General features: G+C 42.6%; 13 protein-coding genes and 1 riboswitch. Of the genes, 6 read left to right on the top strand and 7 right to left on the bottom strand.

Translation table 11 applies throughout. The annotated features are described in order from the left end of the window. Positions 1–8: 8 nt before the first annotated feature. Positions 9–2,375 (bottom strand): LPS assembly protein LptD, encoded by a 2,367-nt coding sequence (gene lptD, locus ACWPW6_RS14945; protein ID WP_167520935.1) that lies wholly within the window; start codon positions 2,373–2,375, stop codon positions 9–11. Positions 2,376–2,556: 181 nt separating this feature from the next. Here lptD and djlA point away from each other — a divergent pair, with 181 nt between their 5' ends. Beyond that, positions 2,557–3,369: a co-chaperone DjlA gene (djlA, locus tag ACWPW6_RS14940; RefSeq protein ID WP_247046685.1), complete on the top strand. Its 813-nt coding sequence runs from the start codon at positions 2,557–2,559 to the stop codon at positions 3,367–3,369. 276 nt (positions 3,370–3,645) lie between these two features. Here djlA and rluA read toward each other — a convergent pair whose 3' ends face one another. The 6 genes from rluA to thiB all read right to left on the bottom strand — a co-directional run bounded on the left by rluA (position 3,646) and on the right by thiB (position 13,364). Beyond that, positions 3,646–4,299, bottom strand: a complete 654-nt coding sequence (rluA, locus tag ACWPW6_RS14935; protein WP_154622512.1) for a bifunctional tRNA pseudouridine(32) synthase/23S rRNA pseudouridine(746) synthase RluA — start codon at positions 4,297–4,299, stop codon at positions 3,646–3,648. Positions 4,300–4,387: 88 nt separating this feature from the next. Further along, the gene (gene rapA, locus ACWPW6_RS14930; protein WP_249999266.1) at positions 4,388–7,294 is read right to left on the bottom strand and encodes an RNA polymerase-associated protein RapA; all 2,907 of its coding nucleotides are present in this window, start codon (positions 7,292–7,294) and stop codon (positions 4,388–4,390) included. A 380-nt stretch (positions 7,295–7,674) separates the two neighbouring features. Beyond that, on the bottom strand, positions 7,675–10,026 hold the full coding sequence (locus ACWPW6_RS14925) for a DNA polymerase II (protein ID WP_247046691.1): 2,352 nt from the start codon (positions 10,024–10,026) through the stop codon (positions 7,675–7,677). 53 nt (positions 10,027–10,079) lie between these two features. Further along, positions 10,080–10,787 carry a thiamine ABC transporter ATP-binding protein ThiQ gene (gene thiQ / locus ACWPW6_RS14920; protein ID WP_163862871.1) on the bottom strand — a complete coding sequence of 236 codons (708 nt, stop codon included), beginning with the start codon at positions 10,785–10,787 and terminating at the stop codon, positions 10,080–10,082. Beyond that, positions 10,771–12,384 carry a thiamine/thiamine pyrophosphate ABC transporter permease ThiP gene (thiP, locus tag ACWPW6_RS14915; RefSeq protein ID WP_247046716.1) on the bottom strand — a complete coding sequence of 538 codons (1,614 nt, stop codon included), beginning with the start codon at positions 12,382–12,384 and terminating at the stop codon, positions 10,771–10,773. Before thiP ends, thiQ begins: the two co-directional genes overlap by 17 nt. Next, positions 12,360–13,364 (bottom strand): thiamine ABC transporter substrate binding subunit, encoded by a 1,005-nt coding sequence (gene thiB, locus ACWPW6_RS14910; RefSeq protein ID WP_154622508.1) that lies wholly within the window; start codon positions 13,362–13,364, stop codon positions 12,360–12,362. The genes thiP and thiB overlap by 25 nt, the downstream gene beginning before the upstream one ends. 61 nt (positions 13,365–13,425) lie before the next feature. Continuing rightward, a riboswitch (TPP riboswitch) is annotated at positions 13,426–13,526 on the bottom strand. Positions 13,527–13,639: 113 nt separating this feature from the next. On the opposite strand from thiB, the gene rppH reads away from it, so the two are divergent. The 5 genes from rppH to ACWPW6_RS14885 all read left to right on the top strand — a co-directional run bounded on the left by rppH (position 13,640) and on the right by ACWPW6_RS14885 (position 19,189). Continuing rightward, a complete protein-coding gene (rppH, locus tag ACWPW6_RS14905; protein WP_163862869.1) occupies positions 13,640–14,173 on the top strand; it encodes an RNA pyrophosphohydrolase in 534 nt (177 codons plus the stop codon). Between the two features lie 4 nt (positions 14,174–14,177). Next, positions 14,178–16,424, top strand: coding sequence for a phosphoenolpyruvate--protein phosphotransferase (ptsP, locus tag ACWPW6_RS14900; RefSeq protein WP_249999264.1), 2,247 nt, complete (start codon positions 14,178–14,180; stop codon positions 16,422–16,424). A gap of 75 nt (positions 16,425–16,499) precedes the next feature. Next, positions 16,500–17,399 carry a prolipoprotein diacylglyceryl transferase gene (gene lgt / locus ACWPW6_RS14895; protein ID WP_154622505.1) on the top strand — a complete coding sequence of 300 codons (900 nt, stop codon included), beginning with the start codon at positions 16,500–16,502 and terminating at the stop codon, positions 17,397–17,399. Positions 17,400–17,586: 187 nt separating this feature from the next. Then, positions 17,587–18,438, top strand: coding sequence for a thymidylate synthase (locus tag ACWPW6_RS14890; RefSeq protein WP_154622504.1), 852 nt, complete (start codon positions 17,587–17,589; stop codon positions 18,436–18,438). A gap of 265 nt (positions 18,439–18,703) precedes the next feature. Continuing rightward, positions 18,704–19,189, top strand: coding sequence for a prepilin-type N-terminal cleavage/methylation domain-containing protein (locus ACWPW6_RS14885; protein ID WP_154622503.1), 486 nt, complete (start codon positions 18,704–18,706; stop codon positions 19,187–19,189). Positions 19,190–19,194: the final 5 nt, after the last annotated feature.

The raw sequence follows: 19,194 nt of genomic DNA, 5'->3' as shown, positions 1-19,194 counted from the left end.
AATTATTATCAGAATGCACGCTGATAAGGCATGATACCTCTATTCAGCATTTCCTGACTACCTAAACTATGATTGTTATTTAGGCCTCTAAGTTCCACATTGAATGACCATTTATTATCATATTCGCTGCTAAACTTATCTTCTTGCCAACCAACAATCTTACGTTCATAGCCTACGTTAAACGCCCAACAACAGGTGTTGTATTGTAAACCAACCAATTGGCTGGCGGACTGTTGTTGTTTCGTATCATAGTAGTAAGAGCCAACAAAGCCCCAACGTTCACTCAGTGGCCAACTTAATACGGCACCAACCTGTGAGATACCTTTTTGGTATTCAGGGAGGGTGTAAGTATAGCCGCCTGATTCATCACGACGGAATGTTGCTTGAATATAGTCACGGTCAACAAAGCGGTAGTTTAACTGTAACAAACGATCCGCATCAATGCGATACTCGGTAATCGCATTTCCCATCGTGACGTTGCCTAAACGGCGGTCATATTGAAGCCCACCACGGACACCCCACTTATCATTAATACGCCAGTATGAATCTGTCGCCCATAATAAGGAACCGGTATTACTCTTATCGTCGATCTGTAGGCTTGAGTTACCTGCGCGAGGACGTTCAAAGTAGTAAATTTGTCCAACAGAAAAATTAAAACGCTCTGTTAGGGTTTCATCATAAATACGCGTCGTCACACCAGTGGTAAATTGGTTTGCCGAAGCAATGCGGTCAAGACCACTATAAATACGGTCACGGAATAAACCGTTATAGTCGGATTGAAGCAGTGCGGAGTCATAGTTATTAATATTGTCCTGATCTTTATATGGAATATACAGATACTGAACACGCGGCTCTAACGTTTGGACAAAATCACTGCCTTCAAGCAGGTTACGCTCGAAAACAACTTTTGCATCGCTTTTAAACATCGGCAACACACGGGTGACATTTTTTTCTAAACTCTCATTTTTATTCGATTTAGGGATGTCTTGATCATAATGTGTTGCTAACAGTTTGAAGCTGTTATTCATATTTGCCCAACCGTTTGATAGCGGTAGGCTGAGTTCTGGTTCGATATGCAGACGAGTTGCATCTGGGTTGTTTTTACCTACACTCGTGAAACGCGCGGCTTGCGCATAGGTGTGTAAATCAAAAGCACCTAAATTATTCTTGTAGTAGTTAAAATCCAGTTGAGGCTCGGCTTTGTATGCGCGTCGATTTGGATCTTCCACAAAAATTTGGAACTGTTTATGAGTTAAAGTGGCATTCCAATTTTCAGCGGAATAACCCGTACTGAATTTTTGGGTCGCATAGCCGTCAGTAGTACTACCATACTGAGAACTAAAGTCTGTAAAATATTGACGATCGCTCACTTTGGTATAATCGGCATTGAAGTTCCAATGCTGGTTATACGTCCCTGAATGGCGCCAATAGAATAACCAGCGGTCATTACTGTCACGTGCATCCCGTTTATTACGCTCTTTGTCTTTGATATAAGCACGGTCGTGATTAATAAAATCAAAGGCGATTGTTCCCGTACCTGGCGTAATTAAATAACGGAATTCATTATTTAATTTTACACCTCGATGGGTCATAAATTGCGGCGTAATTGTGGCATCGTAGTTTGGTGCAATATTCCAATAATATGGCAGTGAAAATTCCAGCCCATCATTATTGGAGTAACTGCCTGTTGGAATTAAGAAGCCTGAACGACGTTTATTACCAATCGGTAATTGCATGTACGGGCTATAAAATACCGGCACATCGCCAAGGCGAAAACGGGCATGCCAAATTTCAGCGACTTCTTCTTCACGGTCAATGATGACTTCTGAGCCAGCGACACTCCAGCTATTATTGCCGGGTAGGCAGGTGGTGAATGTGCCGTTTTCCATGATGGAATAACGGTTTTCACCACGCATTTTCATTTTTTTCGCTTCGCCGCGTCCTTGGCGGCCAACCATCATGTAGTTGCCATCATCGACATCGGTATTCTTATTATTCAAATTAGACCATGCGCTTGGGCCTTTTAGAATAATCTGTGGGTCGTCATAGTGAACGTTACCTGTTGCGGTGACTTCACGGATCGGATCAGCACTATCTGGGTTTGTTTGTGTCAATCTTACGGTATCAGCGGTTAACGTTTGGTTACCCTGTTGAATATCAACATCACCTTTGTATTCGACAAAGTTAGGGTATTCACCCTGAACGTCTTCAGCAGTGATACGTATCGGTAAATCTTTAGGATCGCCCTTAACCAGCGGTTTGTCATAAACAGGGACGCCCAGCATACATTGTGCTGCAAGGTCAGCATGCGCTTGCTGACTGTAAATTGCCGCCCATACCATGGTGGCAAGTAGTGTTGGATAGCTTTTTTTCATCATTAAATATGCGGTTCCGTCGTAATTGGCATAGCCGGCAAACGCTCAAAGACTAACTTAGCCAACTACATTGCGCCAGTATAATGTAAAAAACTTTACGCGCTTGTAGTTATGCACCGAGCAGAATGGATAGTATGATAATGCAAAATTGCATTCTGAGCATTGAAGAATTGAGGGATATATGCACTATTGGGGCAAAATTATAGGTGTTGTACTCGCAATAGTCTCGGGTTTAGGCTTCTGGGGCGCACTTGTAGGGTTAATTTTAGGTCATGGTTTTGATAAAGCATCAGCGCAACGTAAATTTTCTGGTGCGATGAATAAGCGCGATCGCCAGATCATATTCTTCGCCAGTACCTTCCAAATTCTCGGACATTTAACAAAAGCAAAAGGCCGTGTAACCGAGACAGACATTCAATTAGCATCAAACTTGATGGACAGAATGCAGATACATGGCGAAACACGTAAGGCGGCTCAACAAGCATTTAGAGAAGGTAAATCACCTGATTTTCCATTGCGTGATGTCCTTAAACAATTACGTATGGCTTGCTATGGTCGCTTTGACTTAATTCAGATGTTTCTGGAAATTCAACTACAGGCGGCATTTGCCGATGGCAACCTGCACCCAAATGAAAGAAAAGTCCTGTTTATTATCGCTGAAGAACTGGGGATCTCGAAAACACAATTTGAGCAATTCTTAGACATGATCCAAGGAGGGCGGCAATTTGGACATGGCTACTCGCATCAATCAGGTGGTCATTATCAGTCTTCTAATGGGCCAACAATTGAAGATGCATGCAAAGTGCTTGGCGTCTCCATTAATGATGACCCCACAACCATTAAACGCGCATACCGTAAATTAATGAGTGAGCACCATCCAGATAAACTGATAGCAAAAGGTTTGCCTCCAGAGATGATGGAAATCGCGAAACAGAAAACGCAGTCAATACAGGCTGCCTATGATTTGATTAAGAGAGAGCGGAATTTCAAATAATCTCTTTTCCCGTCATATTTCGTTCTATAGCATTGTTATTTTCATTGGCGAGTCCTTAGTCACATACTGATATATGCTGCTAGGGAGTCGCATCACAGGATGCTTAGCTTTAGCACGAACTATTGAGGAAAATGCCTATCCGATATTGAGTATTTATGAAGTATCGCGTTAAAGGCACATGTTATATCAAAAACAGAACAATACTTTTTAAACCATCATAACGTGGTGCTATTGGCATTACGTATGATGGTTTTTTATTCATATGATTAAATAAACCTAAAAATCGGGTTGGCAGCTAAAATGCATAGGAGTGCCATAGGCTGGGTGAGTAATATAAAGCGCTTGCGCATGTAATTGTAAACGTGGAGCCAGTGCACGTGCTTGTTCATGAGCATAGAACCGATCACCGAGGATAGGGTGGCCTAGCGCTAACATGTGAACGCGCAATTGATGTGAACGGCCGGTGATAGGGGAAAGTTTTACACGAGTTGCCTGCTCTTCATATTCCAAAACTTGGTATTCAGTTTGTGCCGATTTCCCAGTCTCAAAACACACTTTTTGTTTTGGGCGATTTGGCCAGTCGCAAATTAGAGGCAAATCAATGAATCCTTCTTGCTTCTCCAGATGGCCCCAAACACGCGCAATATACTGTTTTTTCGGTTCACGTTCGCGAAATTGGCGTTTAAGTTCCCGTTCTGCTGGCTTGTTCAGAGCAACAGCCATGACACCACTGGTCGCCATATCTAAACGATGAACAGATTCTGCATTCGGGTGATCTCGAAGGATACGACTCATAATACTATCATGATGTTCAGGGGCTTTACCGGGAACAGACAGTAACCCACTTGGCTTATTTACGACAATGATATGTTCATCTTGATACAGAACATATAGCCAAGGCTCGATAGGGGGATGGTAGGGTTCCATCATAAAAAATAAAGCTCCTGAGTCTTATAAAAATGATTTCTCCCTCATTTGAGGGAGAAATCATTGACGATTTAACATTAAAAGGATGTGATTATTGATGAGTCACAACAACTAATCGAATCGCATCAAGACGCCATGTCGCTTGTCCGATATTATCGATCAATTGTTTACGTTCCTCTTCAATGACAGACAACTCTTCATCACGAATATTCGGGTTAACTGCTTTCAGCGCTTCAAGTCGTGCCAGTTCCAGTGATAGAGCCTTATCTGCGGCTTCTTTTGCATTAGCAATCAGCACTTCAGCTTCTTTTTCTACCATAGGCTCCGACAATTTTAGTACCGAATGCACTTCATTTTGAACCGCATTAACCAATTTGCTTGCCATATGGCGATTGATCGCATTGAGTTGGCGGTTAAAACTTTCAAACTCAACTTGTGATGAAAGGTTATTCCCTTTGAGATCAATTAATAAACGAATCGGCGTTGCTGGTAAGAAACGGCTAATTTGCAGATTTTTCGGTGCTTGCGCTTCGAGAACATAAATTAATTCCGTTAGCAATGTACCGACAGGTAGCGCTTTGTTTTTCAATAAAGAAACGGCACAGCTACCCGTGTCACCAGATAAAACTAAATCTAACCCATTGCGAATAATTGGGTGTTCCCAGCTAATAAATTGAGTGTCTTCACGAGACAGCGCTTGCTCACGATCAAAGGTGATGGTGCAGCCATCTTGTGGTAAGCCAGGAAAATCCGGTACTAACATATGATCTGAAGGGGTTAAGATCAGTAAGTTATCACTCTTGTCTTCTTGATTAATACCTACAATATCAAACAGATTGAGTGCAAAATTGACCAATTCAGTATCATTGTCTTCAGCACCGATGGTTTCAGCTAATTTAATACCTGATTCCCCCCCATTAGAGTGCATTTCGAGCAAGCGGTCACGGCCTTGTTCTAGCTGTGATTTTAATGCTTCATGCTCTTCACGGCAGGTTTTTAAAAACTCATCAAAGCCGTCTGTGACTGTTGGCTCAGCCATGTATTGCAACAGTTGTTGATAGTATTTATCGTAGATGGTGCGGCCTGTAGGACAAGTGTGCTCAAAAGCATCTAAGCCCTCATGATACCAACGTAATAGCACGGCTTGTGCGGTGTTTTCTAAATAAGGTACGCTTAAGATAATATCGCGAGTTTGACCAATACGATCTAATCGACCAATACGCTGTTCTAAAAGATCAGGGTTAAATGGTAAGTCAAACATCACCAATTGGTTCGCAAATTGGAAGTTACGGCCTTCAGAACCAATTTCAGAACAAAGTAGCACTTGTGCGCCATCTTCTTGAGAAGCAAAGTAAGCAGCGGCACGGTCACGTTCAAGCAATGACAAGCCTTCATGGAATACCGCGGCTCGGATCCCTTCACGTTCACGTAAAACTTGTTCTAATTGTAGCGCTGTTGCAGCTTTCGCGCAGATAACCAGCACTTTTTCATTGCGGTTTGCCATTAAGTAGCCGAGCAGCCACTCAACCCGAGGATCGAAGTTCCACCACGTTGCGTTTTCACCTTCAAATTCTTGGTAAATTTGCTCAGGGTATAACATCTCTTTAGCGCGGGTTTCGAGATCTTTTTTCGTCCCCATAATACCTGCAACTTTAATGGCTGTTTGGTATTGGGTAGGCAGTGGCATTTTTAATGAGTGCAACTCACGGTGTGGGAAGCCTTTAACGCCATTACGTGTATTTCTAAATAATAGGCGGCTGGTACCGTGTCGATCCATTAGCATGCTGATTAACTCTTGACGGGCGGCGGTGCCGTCTGCACTGTCAATATTTGCTGCTTTCAATAATGGCTCGATATCTTGTTCTTTGATTAACTCATTGAGAAGATTTTGTTGATCATGCGTGAGCGTTTCACCTGATAACAATAATGAGACAGCGTCGGCGACAGGGCGATAGTTAGCCTGCTCATCGATAAATTCTTGATAGTCATGGAAGCGATTTGGATCAAGCAAACGAAGGCGCGCAAAATGGCTTTCTTGGCCTAATTGTTCCGGCGTTGCCGTCAGTAGCAACACAGATGGAATATGTTCAGCTAAGCTTTCAATGACCTGATATTCACGACTTGGTGCAGCCTCACTCCACTGTAAGTGGTGAGCTTCATCCACAATCATCATATCCCAGCCAGCCTCGACAAGTAGGTCGAAACGTTGCTTGTTACGACGAACAAAGTCTAATGAGCACAGAACCAGTTGTTCTGTTTCAAATGGATTATCGCTGTCATGTTGCGCTTCACTATAACGACTATCATCAAACAGAGAAAAGCGTAGGTTGAAACGACGCAACATTTCAACCAGCCACTGATGTTGTAAGCTTTCAGGTACAATAATCAGAACACGTTCTGCTCGGCCTGCCATCAACTGTTGATGGATAATCATACCGGCTTCAATTGTTTTACCTAAACCGACCTCATCTGCAAGTAATACGCGCGGATGGTGACGTTTACCGACTTCATTGGCAATATGCAATTGGTGAGGTATTAAACTGGCACGAATGCCTCGTAGACCTGTTGCTTGGTGTTTCACTTGCTCACTTTGAAACTTGCGGGCACGATAACGTAAGGCAAAGCGATCCATGCGGTCAATTTGACCTGCAAATAGACGGTCTTGTGGCTTATTAAATGTTAATTTACTGTCGAGAAAAACTTCTCTCAGGGTAACATCTTGTTCATCTGTATCAAGGCGAGTACCACTGTAAATAAGTAGGCCGTTATCCTCGTTGACACTTTCGACCTTGAGCTGCCAGCCTTCATGACTGGTAATGGTATCACCTTCATTGAACATCACTCGGGTAATAGGTGCATCATGACGTGAGTAGAGACGATTCTCACCACTGGCGGGAAAAAGTAAAGTCACCATACGGGCATCAATAGCCACAACGGCGCCTAATCCGAGCTCGCTTTCTGTATCGCTGATCCAGCGCTGACCAAGAGTAAATGGCATAGGTTTAACTCAATTCCATAATTTTGATAGTTTGTTTTTAGATTTTTTCAGGCTAATTATATATTTGCCGTCACTTTGTGTTGGTAAAACAAGGGCAATATGAATATTAATTGTAGTCGTTGCCCGAAGGACAATTATTGCTAATTGTCTCGCAAATTTTTGTGTAGTAACGAAGTGCGAGATACCAAAGGGGCGTTATATTAATTCAAGCAAGGCTTATCGTCACCTGTTAAAAAAACAACAACGTATTATAAAATACTATTTTTTTTATTGTTGCTTAATATTGTGTTTTCTCTTTGCATTTACAAGAGAGGCTCCCACTTTAAAACGGGATGGATAGCCCATTATTTTAGCAAAAAATTGCACAAAAATTAATCCTTTTAAAACAGTAAATTTATCTGGCCTGTCAAAATGGTATCAAAATCGTCTTGTAAAAAAGGCAAAATAGCATCGGCGATAGGTTTTATCTGTTTCAGAATATAGTGCTCATAGTCAGGTTTAGCCGTAATAATCTCAAGGGGTTCAGGACCTGCAAGCGTGATGATATAGCTTATCCAACCGCCATTTTGATATTGTTGGGGACGCTGTTGTGCCAAGTTATACTCATCTGCCTTGCGGGCGGCTTTGACATGTGGTGGTACATTACGTTGATAGTCAGATAGTTTGCGGCGTAACCGTTTACGGTAAATGAGACGTTTATCATAGTCGCCATGACGAATAGACTGTACATATTCGCGGATAAACTCACGATAGGGCTGACGATGAAAGATACGTGTATAGAGCTCTTTTTGAAAATATTGCGCTAAAGGTGTCCAATCGGAACGGATTGTCTCTAATCCGCGAAACACCATGTTATCGCCACTGAGTCCAGCATATCGCTTTTTACTGCCAGAGTCTGACCCTCGAATAGTTGGCATTAAAAAACGTCGATAATGCGTTTCGAATTCAAGTTCAAGAACCCCATTCAATTGCCATTCATCACGTAAATGTTCCTTCCACCAATTATTCACGTAATCACGGAGTTCAAAGCCAATTTGTTGTGCTTGCTCTTGTGTATGCGACTTTTTTAGCCACACAAAGGTTGAGTCAGTATCGCCATAAATGACTTGGTAGCCTTTTTCCTCAATTAATTGCTTAGTGATTTTCATGATTTCATGGCCACGCATCGTAATGGATGCGGTAAGGCGAGGATCAAAAAAGCGACATCCTTCAGCGCCTAACACCCCCGCAAAGGCATTCATAATGATTTTTAACGCTTGCGATAATGGCGCATTATTTTGTTGTTTCGCTTTATCTCGTCCTTGCCATATATGGCTAACAATATCAGGTAAGCAGTGAACGGTACGTGAAAACCATGCATCACGAAAACCGCTGACAGACGCGTGTTGATTCGGGGAGGCAAGTCCTTCAACCATGCCTGCGGGGTCGATTAAAAAGGTGCGAATAATGGATGGATACAAGCTTTTATAATCAAGAACTAAAACCGAGTCATATAAACCAGGCTGTGAATCCATCACAAAACCACCGGGATTATGCTGTAATTTTTGTTCGGTAAGATTTGGTGCGACAAACCCTAGTCGATGCAGGCGCGGGATATATAAATGTGAAAATGCAGCGACAGAGCCACCCATTCGATCAACGGCAAGTCCTGTGACGGTGGAACGCTCTTGCAAGAAAGCCATTAAATCTGTTTTCTCAAAAATGCGATGGACTAAAATACAGTCTTGAATGTTATAGTGTGCAAGCGCTGGTTTATCATGATGAAACCGCCGATTGATTTCATCCATACGGTCATAAGGACTATCGATTGCTTTTCCTTCCCCCAGCAATTCTTGTGCAACAAATTCTAAACTGAATGAAGCGAAATTCCACGTGGCAGCTTTGAGAGCATCAATCCCATCGATAATTAGCCTCCCTTCAGCAGAGGCAAAAAATACACCTTGTTTAAAGCCATGTTCACGCCATTCTAACTTTTTTCCTTGGCGGCCAAGCAACAGTGGGACGCCGTAGCGCTCGGCATGTTTGTGTAATATGTTTAAATCAAATTGAATGAGATTCCAGCCGATAATGGCGTCAGGATCATACTGTTGTAGCCATTGATTGAGCTTTTCCAGTAATAGAGGGCGACTATTCACATAGACTAGCCGGTGCTCTTGAGTGAGTGCAGCTCCTTGCTCAGGCCCTAGCATAAACACGACATTATCACCGCAGCCTGAAAGCCCAATGGAGTATAGCTCGCCATGTTGACTGGTTTCGATATCTAGAGAAACAGCTTTAATTGAGGGGCGATAACTTTCACAAGGTTTAAGGTGATATTCACCATATTGATTTTGTGAAAACCAGACTGGTGCAGTGATAAAACGTTCCATGAGATAGCGCTCGCAAGGGCGAATATCCGCTTCTAGCAGTTTTACGCCCAGCTCTTGGCAATGCTTATCGAGATTTTGTAACTGGCGGTATTGATGGCAATAGATTGCGCACACTTTTTCACGATGAAAATCGCGCAGTTCGACGGGGCGATATGTCAAATTAGCTTGCTTGTCTAACCAAGGTTGTATTGTGGGGAGCGATGAAATAGGAATAAATGCGATGGCTTGTTGGATAGGTACAGTGACCTTGCGAGCGCCATGATCAGTCAGCAGCCAATAGCTGACTTCAACCCCTTGGCGGGTATCTTTCCAATGACGGCTGAGAATAAAGCCTTTTTCAGCAGGAGACATAAATTGAGGCATAGAGAGGCTCGCGTCAACAATTAACGAACCTACTATACGATATAGGTGGGGTTTTATACAGTATTTTTTGTAATGCCCAGTAATTCTGACGCTGGATTGCTCCCTGATAATAATGTCTTGGTGCTACCATCGTACGCAATAGCGCCATCATGAATGATCATTGTTCTAGGTGCTATTTGTAAGGCATCTTCTATATTATGCGACACCATTACCAGTGTTATGGCTTTAGATAGGCAAATTTCATCGAGTAGTAACAACATCTCATTACGTAAGGCGGGATCGAGGGCAGAAAATGGTTCGTCTAGCAACAAGATAGGCTGTTGGCGGATTAAACAACGTGCTAATGCGGCTCGTTGGCGCTGACCTCCTGATAACTGAGCCGGTAATCTATCTAAAAATTCATCAAGGCTGACCTGAGCTGCGATCAATTCGACTTGTTGTACCTGTTGTTGATTTAACCGTAAACCGGGGTGTAGCCCTAATCCAATGTTTTGCCTAACACTCAAATGAGCAAAGAGATTATTTTCCTGAAATAACATGGATACAGGGCGTTTCGCTGGGGGCGTATAGGTATGATCCTCTCCATTTAATAAAATGGCGCCACTTTTTGCTAATTGAAAGCCGCTAATGAGGCTTAACAATGTGCTTTTTCCTGCACCACTAGGCCCCATGATGGCAACTCGCTCGCCTGCTTGTATGGAAAAATTAAACTGCATATTCAGGCTATCATATTGATAATCAATTTTATTTAACTCTATCATGATCTTTTCCTGATATACGTTCGAGTAGGCTAAACAAAGCAAAACAGATTAAAAGTAGCAACATAGCGGTAACGGCACCATCATTTGTTCGATAAGCCCCTATTTGTTGATACAGGTAATAGGGTAGGGTGCGAAAATCTTCATTGCCAAATAGTGCCACCACACCAAAGTCACCAATAGAAATGACACAAGCAAAGGCAAGGGCTTGAGAGAGTGGTTTTTTTAAGGCTTTCAATTCAATGATACGTAATCGATGAACACCGCTAATACCCAATGAATGGCAAAGTGGATTATAACGCTCTGCGAGGTCTCGCATAGGGTTTTCCAATACTTTTAGTGCATAAGGGATAGCCAGTAACGCATTGGTCATTATCACTAACGCATACGGGGAGTCAGGTAGGCCGATTGTTTCATTAAATAGAATAAAAAAACCGGTGGCGAGGACAATTCCCGGCATCGCTAAAATCAATAATCCACTAAGCTCCATTGCTTGTCCTAGCTTGATTGCACGGCGTAAACGAAGTTCACGGCTGCTCCAGAGCAGCATCATTGTGAGTAAAACACACAGTAGGCCAGCACATAAGGCGATAAATAGTGATGTAGCAGCGGCTTGCCAAAGCGCGGATTGACTGAGAACATCAAGTAGACGCCCGTTTAAACCATCAACGATAATTGCTAAGAGCGGTGGCACAAGAAATAAAATAGCCGCAATAATCACAATGGCGTCACGTATGCGACGGAAATTATTATCTGAAGGATCATACCATTGAGCATGCTGACTATGGCCTATTGAAAATAGGCTGTTTATCTTTTGGCTCAGAAACATTAAACCGACACAAAAGGCAAGCTGGATTAGAGCAAGAATGGCTGCACGTCCAAGGTCAAAGTCGTAGTTTAAGGCTTGATAAATCGCAAGCTCGATAGTTGTTGCTGCTGGGCCTCCGCCAAGAGCCAGTACAGTAGCAAAACTGGCGAAGCAGAGCATAAAAATAAGTGCTGCGGTAGGCAACATCTGCCTACGCAAGTAAGGCCACTCTAAAAGACGAAACTGTTGCCATTCATTTAGGCCTAGTTGTGCGGCGATTTGACGTTGTTCTATCGATATACTCTCAAGTGATTGCAACAACATACGCGTCGCGAGTGGCATATTAAAGAAAATATGCGCGAGCAGTATGCCTTGAAGGCCATAGGGGGTGAAATGATATTCAAGGCCAACATATTGAAATACGAGAGCAAGCCAACCTGTTTTTCCGTAAATAGATAAAATACCAAACACAGCCACAAGCACGGGTAAAACGAGCGTCATAGCACAAAGACGTAATAACAGGGTCCTACCTAAAAACCTACGCCGATAAAGCGCTCTAGCAAGTATAATCGCGGGAAGAACAGAAAATAGGGCAGAGAGAAAAGCTTGCCAAAAAGTAAATCCAATGACATGCCATAAATAGCTGTCGTTAAAAATGTCGTTAACGGAGATGACGGGCGAAAAAATCCAAAGTGCACCAAAAGCCAATAGTGCAACCGTGACTAATAAACCGGAGGCTAACGCCCCCGGAATCAGCGATAAATTAATTAACGGCTGACGGCGGATTGCCATAACCGGATCCATGATTGACGTTCTTTAGCTACCTCTTGAGCACTAAACTGTAATGATTTTTTAGGCATAGGAAGAACCTTGTATACGTCAGGTAGCGGTATATCAATCACGGGATACATCCAATTGGTGGTGGGTAAGGTATTTTGAAATTCAGGGGTTAACATAAAGGCTAAGAATTGCTTAGCTAACTCAGGTTGAGAACTCGTCTTTAATCTTGCCGCAACTTCAATTTGCATGTAATGCCCTTCATCGAAGAGGGCTGCGGCATAGTTATCTTTATTATCATTAAGGATCTGATAGCCGGGTGATGATGTATAGCTAAGGACAAAATCCCCTTCACCTTTTAAAAACAAACCATAGGATTCGCTCCAACCTTTTGTCACGGTAAGGGTTTTGCTAGCCATTTTTTGCCATGCATCTGCTGACTTATCACCATAAAGTTTTTCAATCCACAACATTAAACCGAGGCCCGGTGTGCTTGTGCGTGGATCTTGATAGATAATTTTCCAAGGTTGTGTGCTATCTAATAATTCACTCATACTCTTGGGGGGATTTTTGATTTTGTTGGTGTCATAGATAAAAGCAAAATAACCATAGTCATAAGGAATAAACGTGGTGTTATCCCACGCTATGGGTAATTTCATGGTATCGGTGTTGATATCTGCGGGTGCGAATAAACCCGTCTCTTCAGCGGAAACAATAAGATTATTATCGAGGCCTAATACAATATCAGCTTTCGTTTTTTTCCCTTCCATGCGTAAGCGATTGAGGAGGGCTACACCATCTCCAAGTGACACAAGTTTGAGTTCACAACCACATTGTGCTTCAAAATTCTTTTTAATTTGTGGCCCAGGCCCCCACTCGGCAGCAAAAGAATCATAGGTATAAACAGTTAATGTTGGTTTTTCTGCCCATGCAAAATGGGCCAAACTGAGTGTTGTGAATGCCAACAAAGAGCGAAAGAGTGAATTTTTTAACATTTTATTTCCTGCGTTAGAGAGAAAACTACACAGGATTTGAGAAGGCACCTTAGCAATATTATGCTGCTGGTAGCTCAAATCCCTACGCCGGCATTGCCCGGATCAGGTTCTACGGGTTAATTCTCAGCCTAAATAACCATTTCGGCACCCCGTTGAGACAGAGGCTATTGTAGTGTCTTTGCTCATATCTGCAAACTCTATTGATATAGGTTTACCAGTTTGGGTATGTGTGAAACAATTAGCCATCTTTCAAATTTGGTTATTGAGGTAGTCTGGTGATCGATGATGATGGCTACCGCCCGAATGTAGGAATTGTAATTTGTAATCGGCAAGGGCAAGTTTTATGGGCTCGCCGTTATGGTCAACATTCATGGCAATTCCCTCAGGGGGGAATAAACCCAGGGGAATCGCCAGAACAGGCTATGTACCGTGAACTGTACGAAGAAGTTGGCCTACAACGAAAAGATGTTAGGTTATTGGCTTCAACTCGCAATTGGTTGCGTTACAAATTACCCAAGCGTTTGGTGCGTTGGGACACAAAACCTGTTTGTATTGGGCAGAAACAGCGTTGGTTTTTACTACAACTTCAATGCAATGAAGCAGATATAAACGTTCAGCGCAGTAAATCGCCAGAATTTGATGGCTGGCGATGGGTCAGTTATTGGTACCCTGTAAGACAAGTGGTCTCTTTTAAACGGGAAGTGTATCGCCGCGTCATGAAAGAGTTTGCACCCGTTGTAATGTCATTACAGGAACAAAAACCGGCACAGAGACCTGCGTTTACTCACCGTAGACGCGGGGCGAGATAAAATCATGTTGACGCGTCTACGTGATATTGTTGAAAAAGTAGCAATGGCGACAAGCTTAACCGAGGCGTTAGAAGTCTTAGTTAACGAAACTTGTTATGCGATGCAGACGGATGTTTGTTCCATTTATTTGGCCGACCATTCGCGCCAGTGCTATTACTTAATGGCAACCCGCGGGTTGAGAAAACCTAGCGGTGTTGCTATTCGCCTTGGATTTGATGAAGGGGTAGTGGGGGCGGTTGGACGCCAATCTGAAATGCTAAACCTCGCTGATATCCGCGAACATCCCGAATTTAAATACCTTCCCCAATTAAAAGAAGAGCGACTAAAAGCCTTTTTAGGTGTGCCTATTGTCTACCGTCGTCAGCTATTAGGTGTTTTAGTTGTTCAGCAGCACGAGCGGCGTTTTTTCAGTGAAACCGAGGAATCATTCATGGTGACACTGTCAATGCAACTGGCGGTTATCTTATCACAAGCTCAGGCTAAAGGCGTGTTTGGTCAGTACAGGCAGAGCCGTATTAAAGCAATTCCTGTTTCTCAAGGGATTGTGATGGCTTATGGCTGGCAAGATAGTTCACAGCCTTCATTTGACAGTATTTGTGAGGCCAGTGCATTAGACCAAAATGATGAAAAACTGCGTCTCATTACCGCTATCGAAAATGCAGCATCTGAGTGTCGACGTATTAGTAAACGCTTTATTGCTCATTCTCAAAAAGAAAGTGCGGCAATTTTCGATTTATATAACCATTTATTGCATGATCCTCAACTGAAAAATAGGCTGTTTTCCGCTATAGAACAAGGCTTTGTCGCTGAGTGGGCGGTGAAGACAGTTATTGAGGATTATGTTGAGCAATTCTCTCGTTTACGTGACCTCTACCTACGAGAAAGAGGAGCCGACCTTCGTGCATTAGGCCAACGCTTATTATTCCATCTAGATGATAGTTTATCTTCAATAGATCAATGGCCAGAACGCTTTATCCTCGTGGCCGATGAGCTAAGTGCTAGCCTATTGGCAGAAATGCCTTTAGAGCAGTTGGCTGGGGTGATCGTTCGTGATGGTGCGACACATTCTCACTCCGCTATTTTGATCCGCGCGATGGGGATCCCTGCAATCATGGGAGCAGATATTGATCCATCCCTATTGCATAACCGCTTTTTGATCCTTGATGGCTATCGAGGAGAAGTTTTTATTGAACCTGAAAATATTATTACTCAGGAATATAAGCAAATCATCGCAGAAGAGGATGTGCTTAGCCGTTTAGCGGAAGGAGCCCTTGAGCAAGAATCTGTGCTGAAAAACGGTGAATCAGTTCATATTCACCTAAATGCAGGATTAAGCCCCCGTTATGAGCAACAAATTAATGTCGCAGTTGATGGTGTTGGGCTGTATCGGACGGAATTGCCTTTTATGCTGCACAATGGTTTTCCATCAGAAGATGAGCAGAAACTGTTGTATCAAGAAATCTTGCACTTGTTTGCAGATAAACCGGTGGTACTTAGGACGTTGGATATCGGTGCAGATAAGCAATTGCCTTATATGCCTATCAGTGAAGAAAACCCCTGTTTAGGTTGGCGTGGTATACGCGTTATGTTGGATCAACCCGAAATTTTCTTGATCCAATTAAGAGCGATGCTACATGCAAACGTGTTAACAAAAAACTTGCGCATACTGCTGCCGATGATCACCAGCATCAATGAAGTCGATGAAGCTATTGCATTGATTAACAGAGCAAAAGAGGAAGTCAGCTTAGCGATCGGCCAAACGGTACAAACACCTAAAATTGGCGTAATGTTTGAAGTTCCTTCTTTACTGTTTTTGCTTCCTGAGTTAAAAGAACGAGTAGACTTTATTTCAATTGGTACAAATGACCTGACTCAGTATTTGCTTGCCGTAGACCGCAATAACACGCATGTGGCTGCTATCTACGACAGCCTTCATCCCGCAATGCTCCGCTTTTTAGCTAAAGTTTATGAAGAGTGTCATCGTCTTGATTTGCCGGTGAGTGTGTGTGGTGAAATGGCAGGACAGCCTTTAGGTGTGATAGCGTTGATTGCTTTGGGGTATCGTTCTTTAAGTATGAGTGGAAGAAGTGTACCGAGAGTTAAGTACCTTATCCGTGGGCTACAGTCTGATATGGTCGAAAAATTAGTTCCTGATATCTTAAAGGCTGAGACAAGCGAGAACATCAGGTTGATCATTAGCCAATTTATGGAAAAAAACGGGCTTGGTGGTTTTGCCCGAGGTGGGATCTAATCAGCCTTATTCACCTGCGTATGAGCTGTGCTATGATGCGCAATGATTTTAGATTAACAAATAAAGTGGGGAACGATGAGTAACAGCTACTTAGCATTTCCGGAAATTGATCCCGTAATGTTCTCGATTGGGCCAGTATCGCTTCACTGGTATGGGTTTATGTATCTTGTAGGGTTTGTTTTTGCTTTATGGCTGGCAGGTCGTCGCGCAAATAAACCTAACAGTGGTTGGACAAAAAATGAAGTTGAGAACTTACTCTACGTTGGCTTCGTAGGTGTATTTGTTGGTGGAAGACTCGGTTATGTCTTCTTCTATAATCTTCCTGTTTTCCTTGATGACCCACTTTATTTATTTAAAGTTTGGGATGGCGGCATGTCCTTCCATGGTGGTTTGATTGGTGTGATCTGTGCAATGTTATGGTTTGCACACCGTACTCGCCGCCGTTTTTTACAAGTTTCTGATTTTGTTGCACCGTTAATTCCTTTTGGTCTTGGAATGGGGCGGATCGGTAACTTCATTAATGGTGAGTTATGGGGACGTGTGACACTTGATACACCGTGGGCTTTCTTATTCCCTCATTCGCGCAGTGAAGATATTCAGCTTGCGGCACAAGACCCTTCATTGCTACCTACTTTAGAGCAATATGGTGTGCTTCCACGACATCCTTCCCAACTTTATGAGATGTTTTTAGAAGGTATTGTTCTGTTCCTGATCCTGAACCTATTTGTGCGCAAACCTCGTCCTATGGGGAGTGTGTCAGGTTTATTTTTAATTGGTTACGGCGCATTCCGGATTATTGTTGAATTCTTTAGGCAGCCAGATGCGCAATTAGGTCTATTTGGCGGTATTAGTATGGGACAAATTCTATCCATACCAATGATCATAATTGGTATCTTAATGATTATTTGGGCCTACAAATACGGTAAAAATATTCCAGCGCATAAGCCAGAAAAAGTAGAGCAAGCCAGTAAATAAAGGTTGCTTTGCCATACTCAAGTTATCGTGTGGTTGAAAACGTTTATGCATGTTTACCCCATTCTTGAGTATGTTTTGCGTGGCTTACATTGCCATTTAGCTAGGGGCTGATGAGTTAAAGCATTATAAATACAATAAGGTAACGGATGTTGATGACATTTGTTATCTCGCGAGTAAGAGAGTCACTATGAAGCAGTATCTTGAGTTATGTCAGCGTATCATTGACGAGGGGCAGTGGGTTGAAAATAAACGTACGGGAGTACGTTGTTTAACCGTGATCAATGCCGACTTAGAATATGATGTCGCGAATAACCTGTTTCCATTAATCACAACCCGTAAAAGCTTTTATAAAGCAGCGATTGCTGAATTATTAGGTTATTTACGTGGCTATGATAACGCAGCACAATTTCGTGAAATTGGTTGTAATACATGGAATGCCAATGCCAATGAAAACCAAGCTTGGTTAAGTAATCCTCATCGTAAAGGAGAGGATGATATGGGGCGTGTGTACGGTGTTCAAGGACGCTCTTGGCAACGTCCTGATGGCACACACCTCGATCAACTTAAAAAGGTGGTGAACAACCTAAAAAATGGCATTGACGACCGAGCGGAAATTATTACCTTTTATAATCCTGGTGAATTTGAAATGGGGTGTTTGCGTCCTTGCATGCACACCCATACATTTTCTTTATTAGGTGATACTCTCCATTTGACCTCTTACCAACGTAGCTGTGATGTGCCGCTTGGTTTGAACTTTAACCAAGTACAGTGTTTTGTACTATTGGCACTCATGGCGAGAATTACGGGTCATAAAGCGGGTAAGGCTTATCATAAAATTGTGAATGCACATATTTATGAAAACCAATTGCCACTAATGCGTGATGTACAGCTAAAGCGTGAGCCTTTCCCTTTGCCTTCATTGCTGATAAACCCTCAAATTAAAACATTAGAAGATATTGAAACTTGGGTGAGCACAGATGACTTCACGATTGAAGGCTATCAATGTCACGAAGCTATCAAATACCCCTTTACGGTATAACGCAGTTTAAACTGATTTAAGAGAGCTAAGGCGATGGTCATTCCTACCGTGCCTTAGCTTTTTTTATCGCATTTCTAACGCACTTCATGCTCTTTTCTTTAACTTGTTCTGCTTGTTACGAAGCGCTACCTAAAATGGCTGAAAATGATTGCCAGTTTTACATTTTATTGCGAAGCATCGCGTAACTTAGACGTTTGGGGCTATTTTTATGCTGTCTTGCTATCCATAGTAAACACTCATTTTGCAAAGGACATTGCAGCAATATATGGATATTGAAATAGAAAAGCATAACAAAGGCTTCACGCTTATTGAGATGTTAGTGGTGATGTTCATTTGCTCTGTAGCATTGCTACCCGCTTTATACAGCTGGCAACAACAACAGAAAAAATTACAGTTAGTTGATGCCGCTCGGCAAGTGAGCGTATTTATTTATCGCCATTTCATGGAGGGTATTTATTTAAATCAGCACCGTGTTTTATTCATTGATACCACACAAGGGGATTGGAAGCTTACCTTTAAAGAAGCAACAAACCAGAGGCAAATAGCGGTATTAGCATCGACTCCGTATGCAGGTGTTGAAATACAATCCGTAAGTCGTTTATCTGTCGATTTCTATGGTAAACAAGGAACAAGTCGTGCTTTTAGTCTCAAGCTAAAAAATAATTTTGGGCAGATAACCATTGTTCTGTCAGCTTTAGGGCGCTTGAGACATTGTAGCAATAACAAAATCGTAGGCATTCCTCGTTGCTAGGGTTT

The organism is Providencia sp. Marseille-Q8014, assembly GCF_965112055.1.
This window is presented reverse-complemented; position numbering and strand designations above follow the sequence as displayed.

Excerpts from the sequence above, each read along its gene's own strand:
- lptD (WP_167520935.1), bottom strand. The coding sequence starts at position 2,375 with ATGAAAAAAAGCTATCCAACACTACTTGCCACCATGGTATGGGCGGCA.
- djlA (WP_247046685.1), top strand. The coding sequence starts at position 2,557 with ATGCACTATTGGGGCAAAATTATAGGTGTTGTACTCGCAATAGTCTCG.
- rluA (WP_154622512.1), bottom strand. The coding sequence starts at position 4,299 with ATGATGGAACCCTACCATCCCCCTATCGAGCCTTGGCTATATGTTCTG.
- rapA (WP_249999266.1), bottom strand. The coding sequence starts at position 7,294 with ATGCCATTTACTCTTGGTCAGCGCTGGATCAGCGATACAGAAAGCGAG.
- ACWPW6_RS14925 (WP_247046691.1), bottom strand. The coding sequence starts at position 10,026 with ATGCCTCAATTTATGTCTCCTGCTGAAAAAGGCTTTATTCTCAGCCGT.
- thiQ (WP_163862871.1), bottom strand. The coding sequence starts at position 10,787 with ATGATAGAGTTAAATAAAATTGATTATCAATATGATAGCCTGAATATG.
- thiP (WP_247046716.1), bottom strand. The coding sequence starts at position 12,384 with ATGGCAATCCGCCGTCAGCCGTTAATTAATTTATCGCTGATTCCGGGG.
- thiB (WP_154622508.1), bottom strand. The coding sequence starts at position 13,364 with ATGTTAAAAAATTCACTCTTTCGCTCTTTGTTGGCATTCACAACACTC.
- ptsP (WP_249999264.1), top strand. The coding sequence starts at position 14,178 with ATGTTGACGCGTCTACGTGATATTGTTGAAAAAGTAGCAATGGCGACA.
- lgt (WP_154622505.1), top strand. The coding sequence starts at position 16,500 with ATGAGTAACAGCTACTTAGCATTTCCGGAAATTGATCCCGTAATGTTC.
- ACWPW6_RS14890 (WP_154622504.1), top strand. The coding sequence starts at position 17,587 with ATGAAGCAGTATCTTGAGTTATGTCAGCGTATCATTGACGAGGGGCAG.
- ACWPW6_RS14885 (WP_154622503.1), top strand. The coding sequence starts at position 18,704 with ATGGATATTGAAATAGAAAAGCATAACAAAGGCTTCACGCTTATTGAG.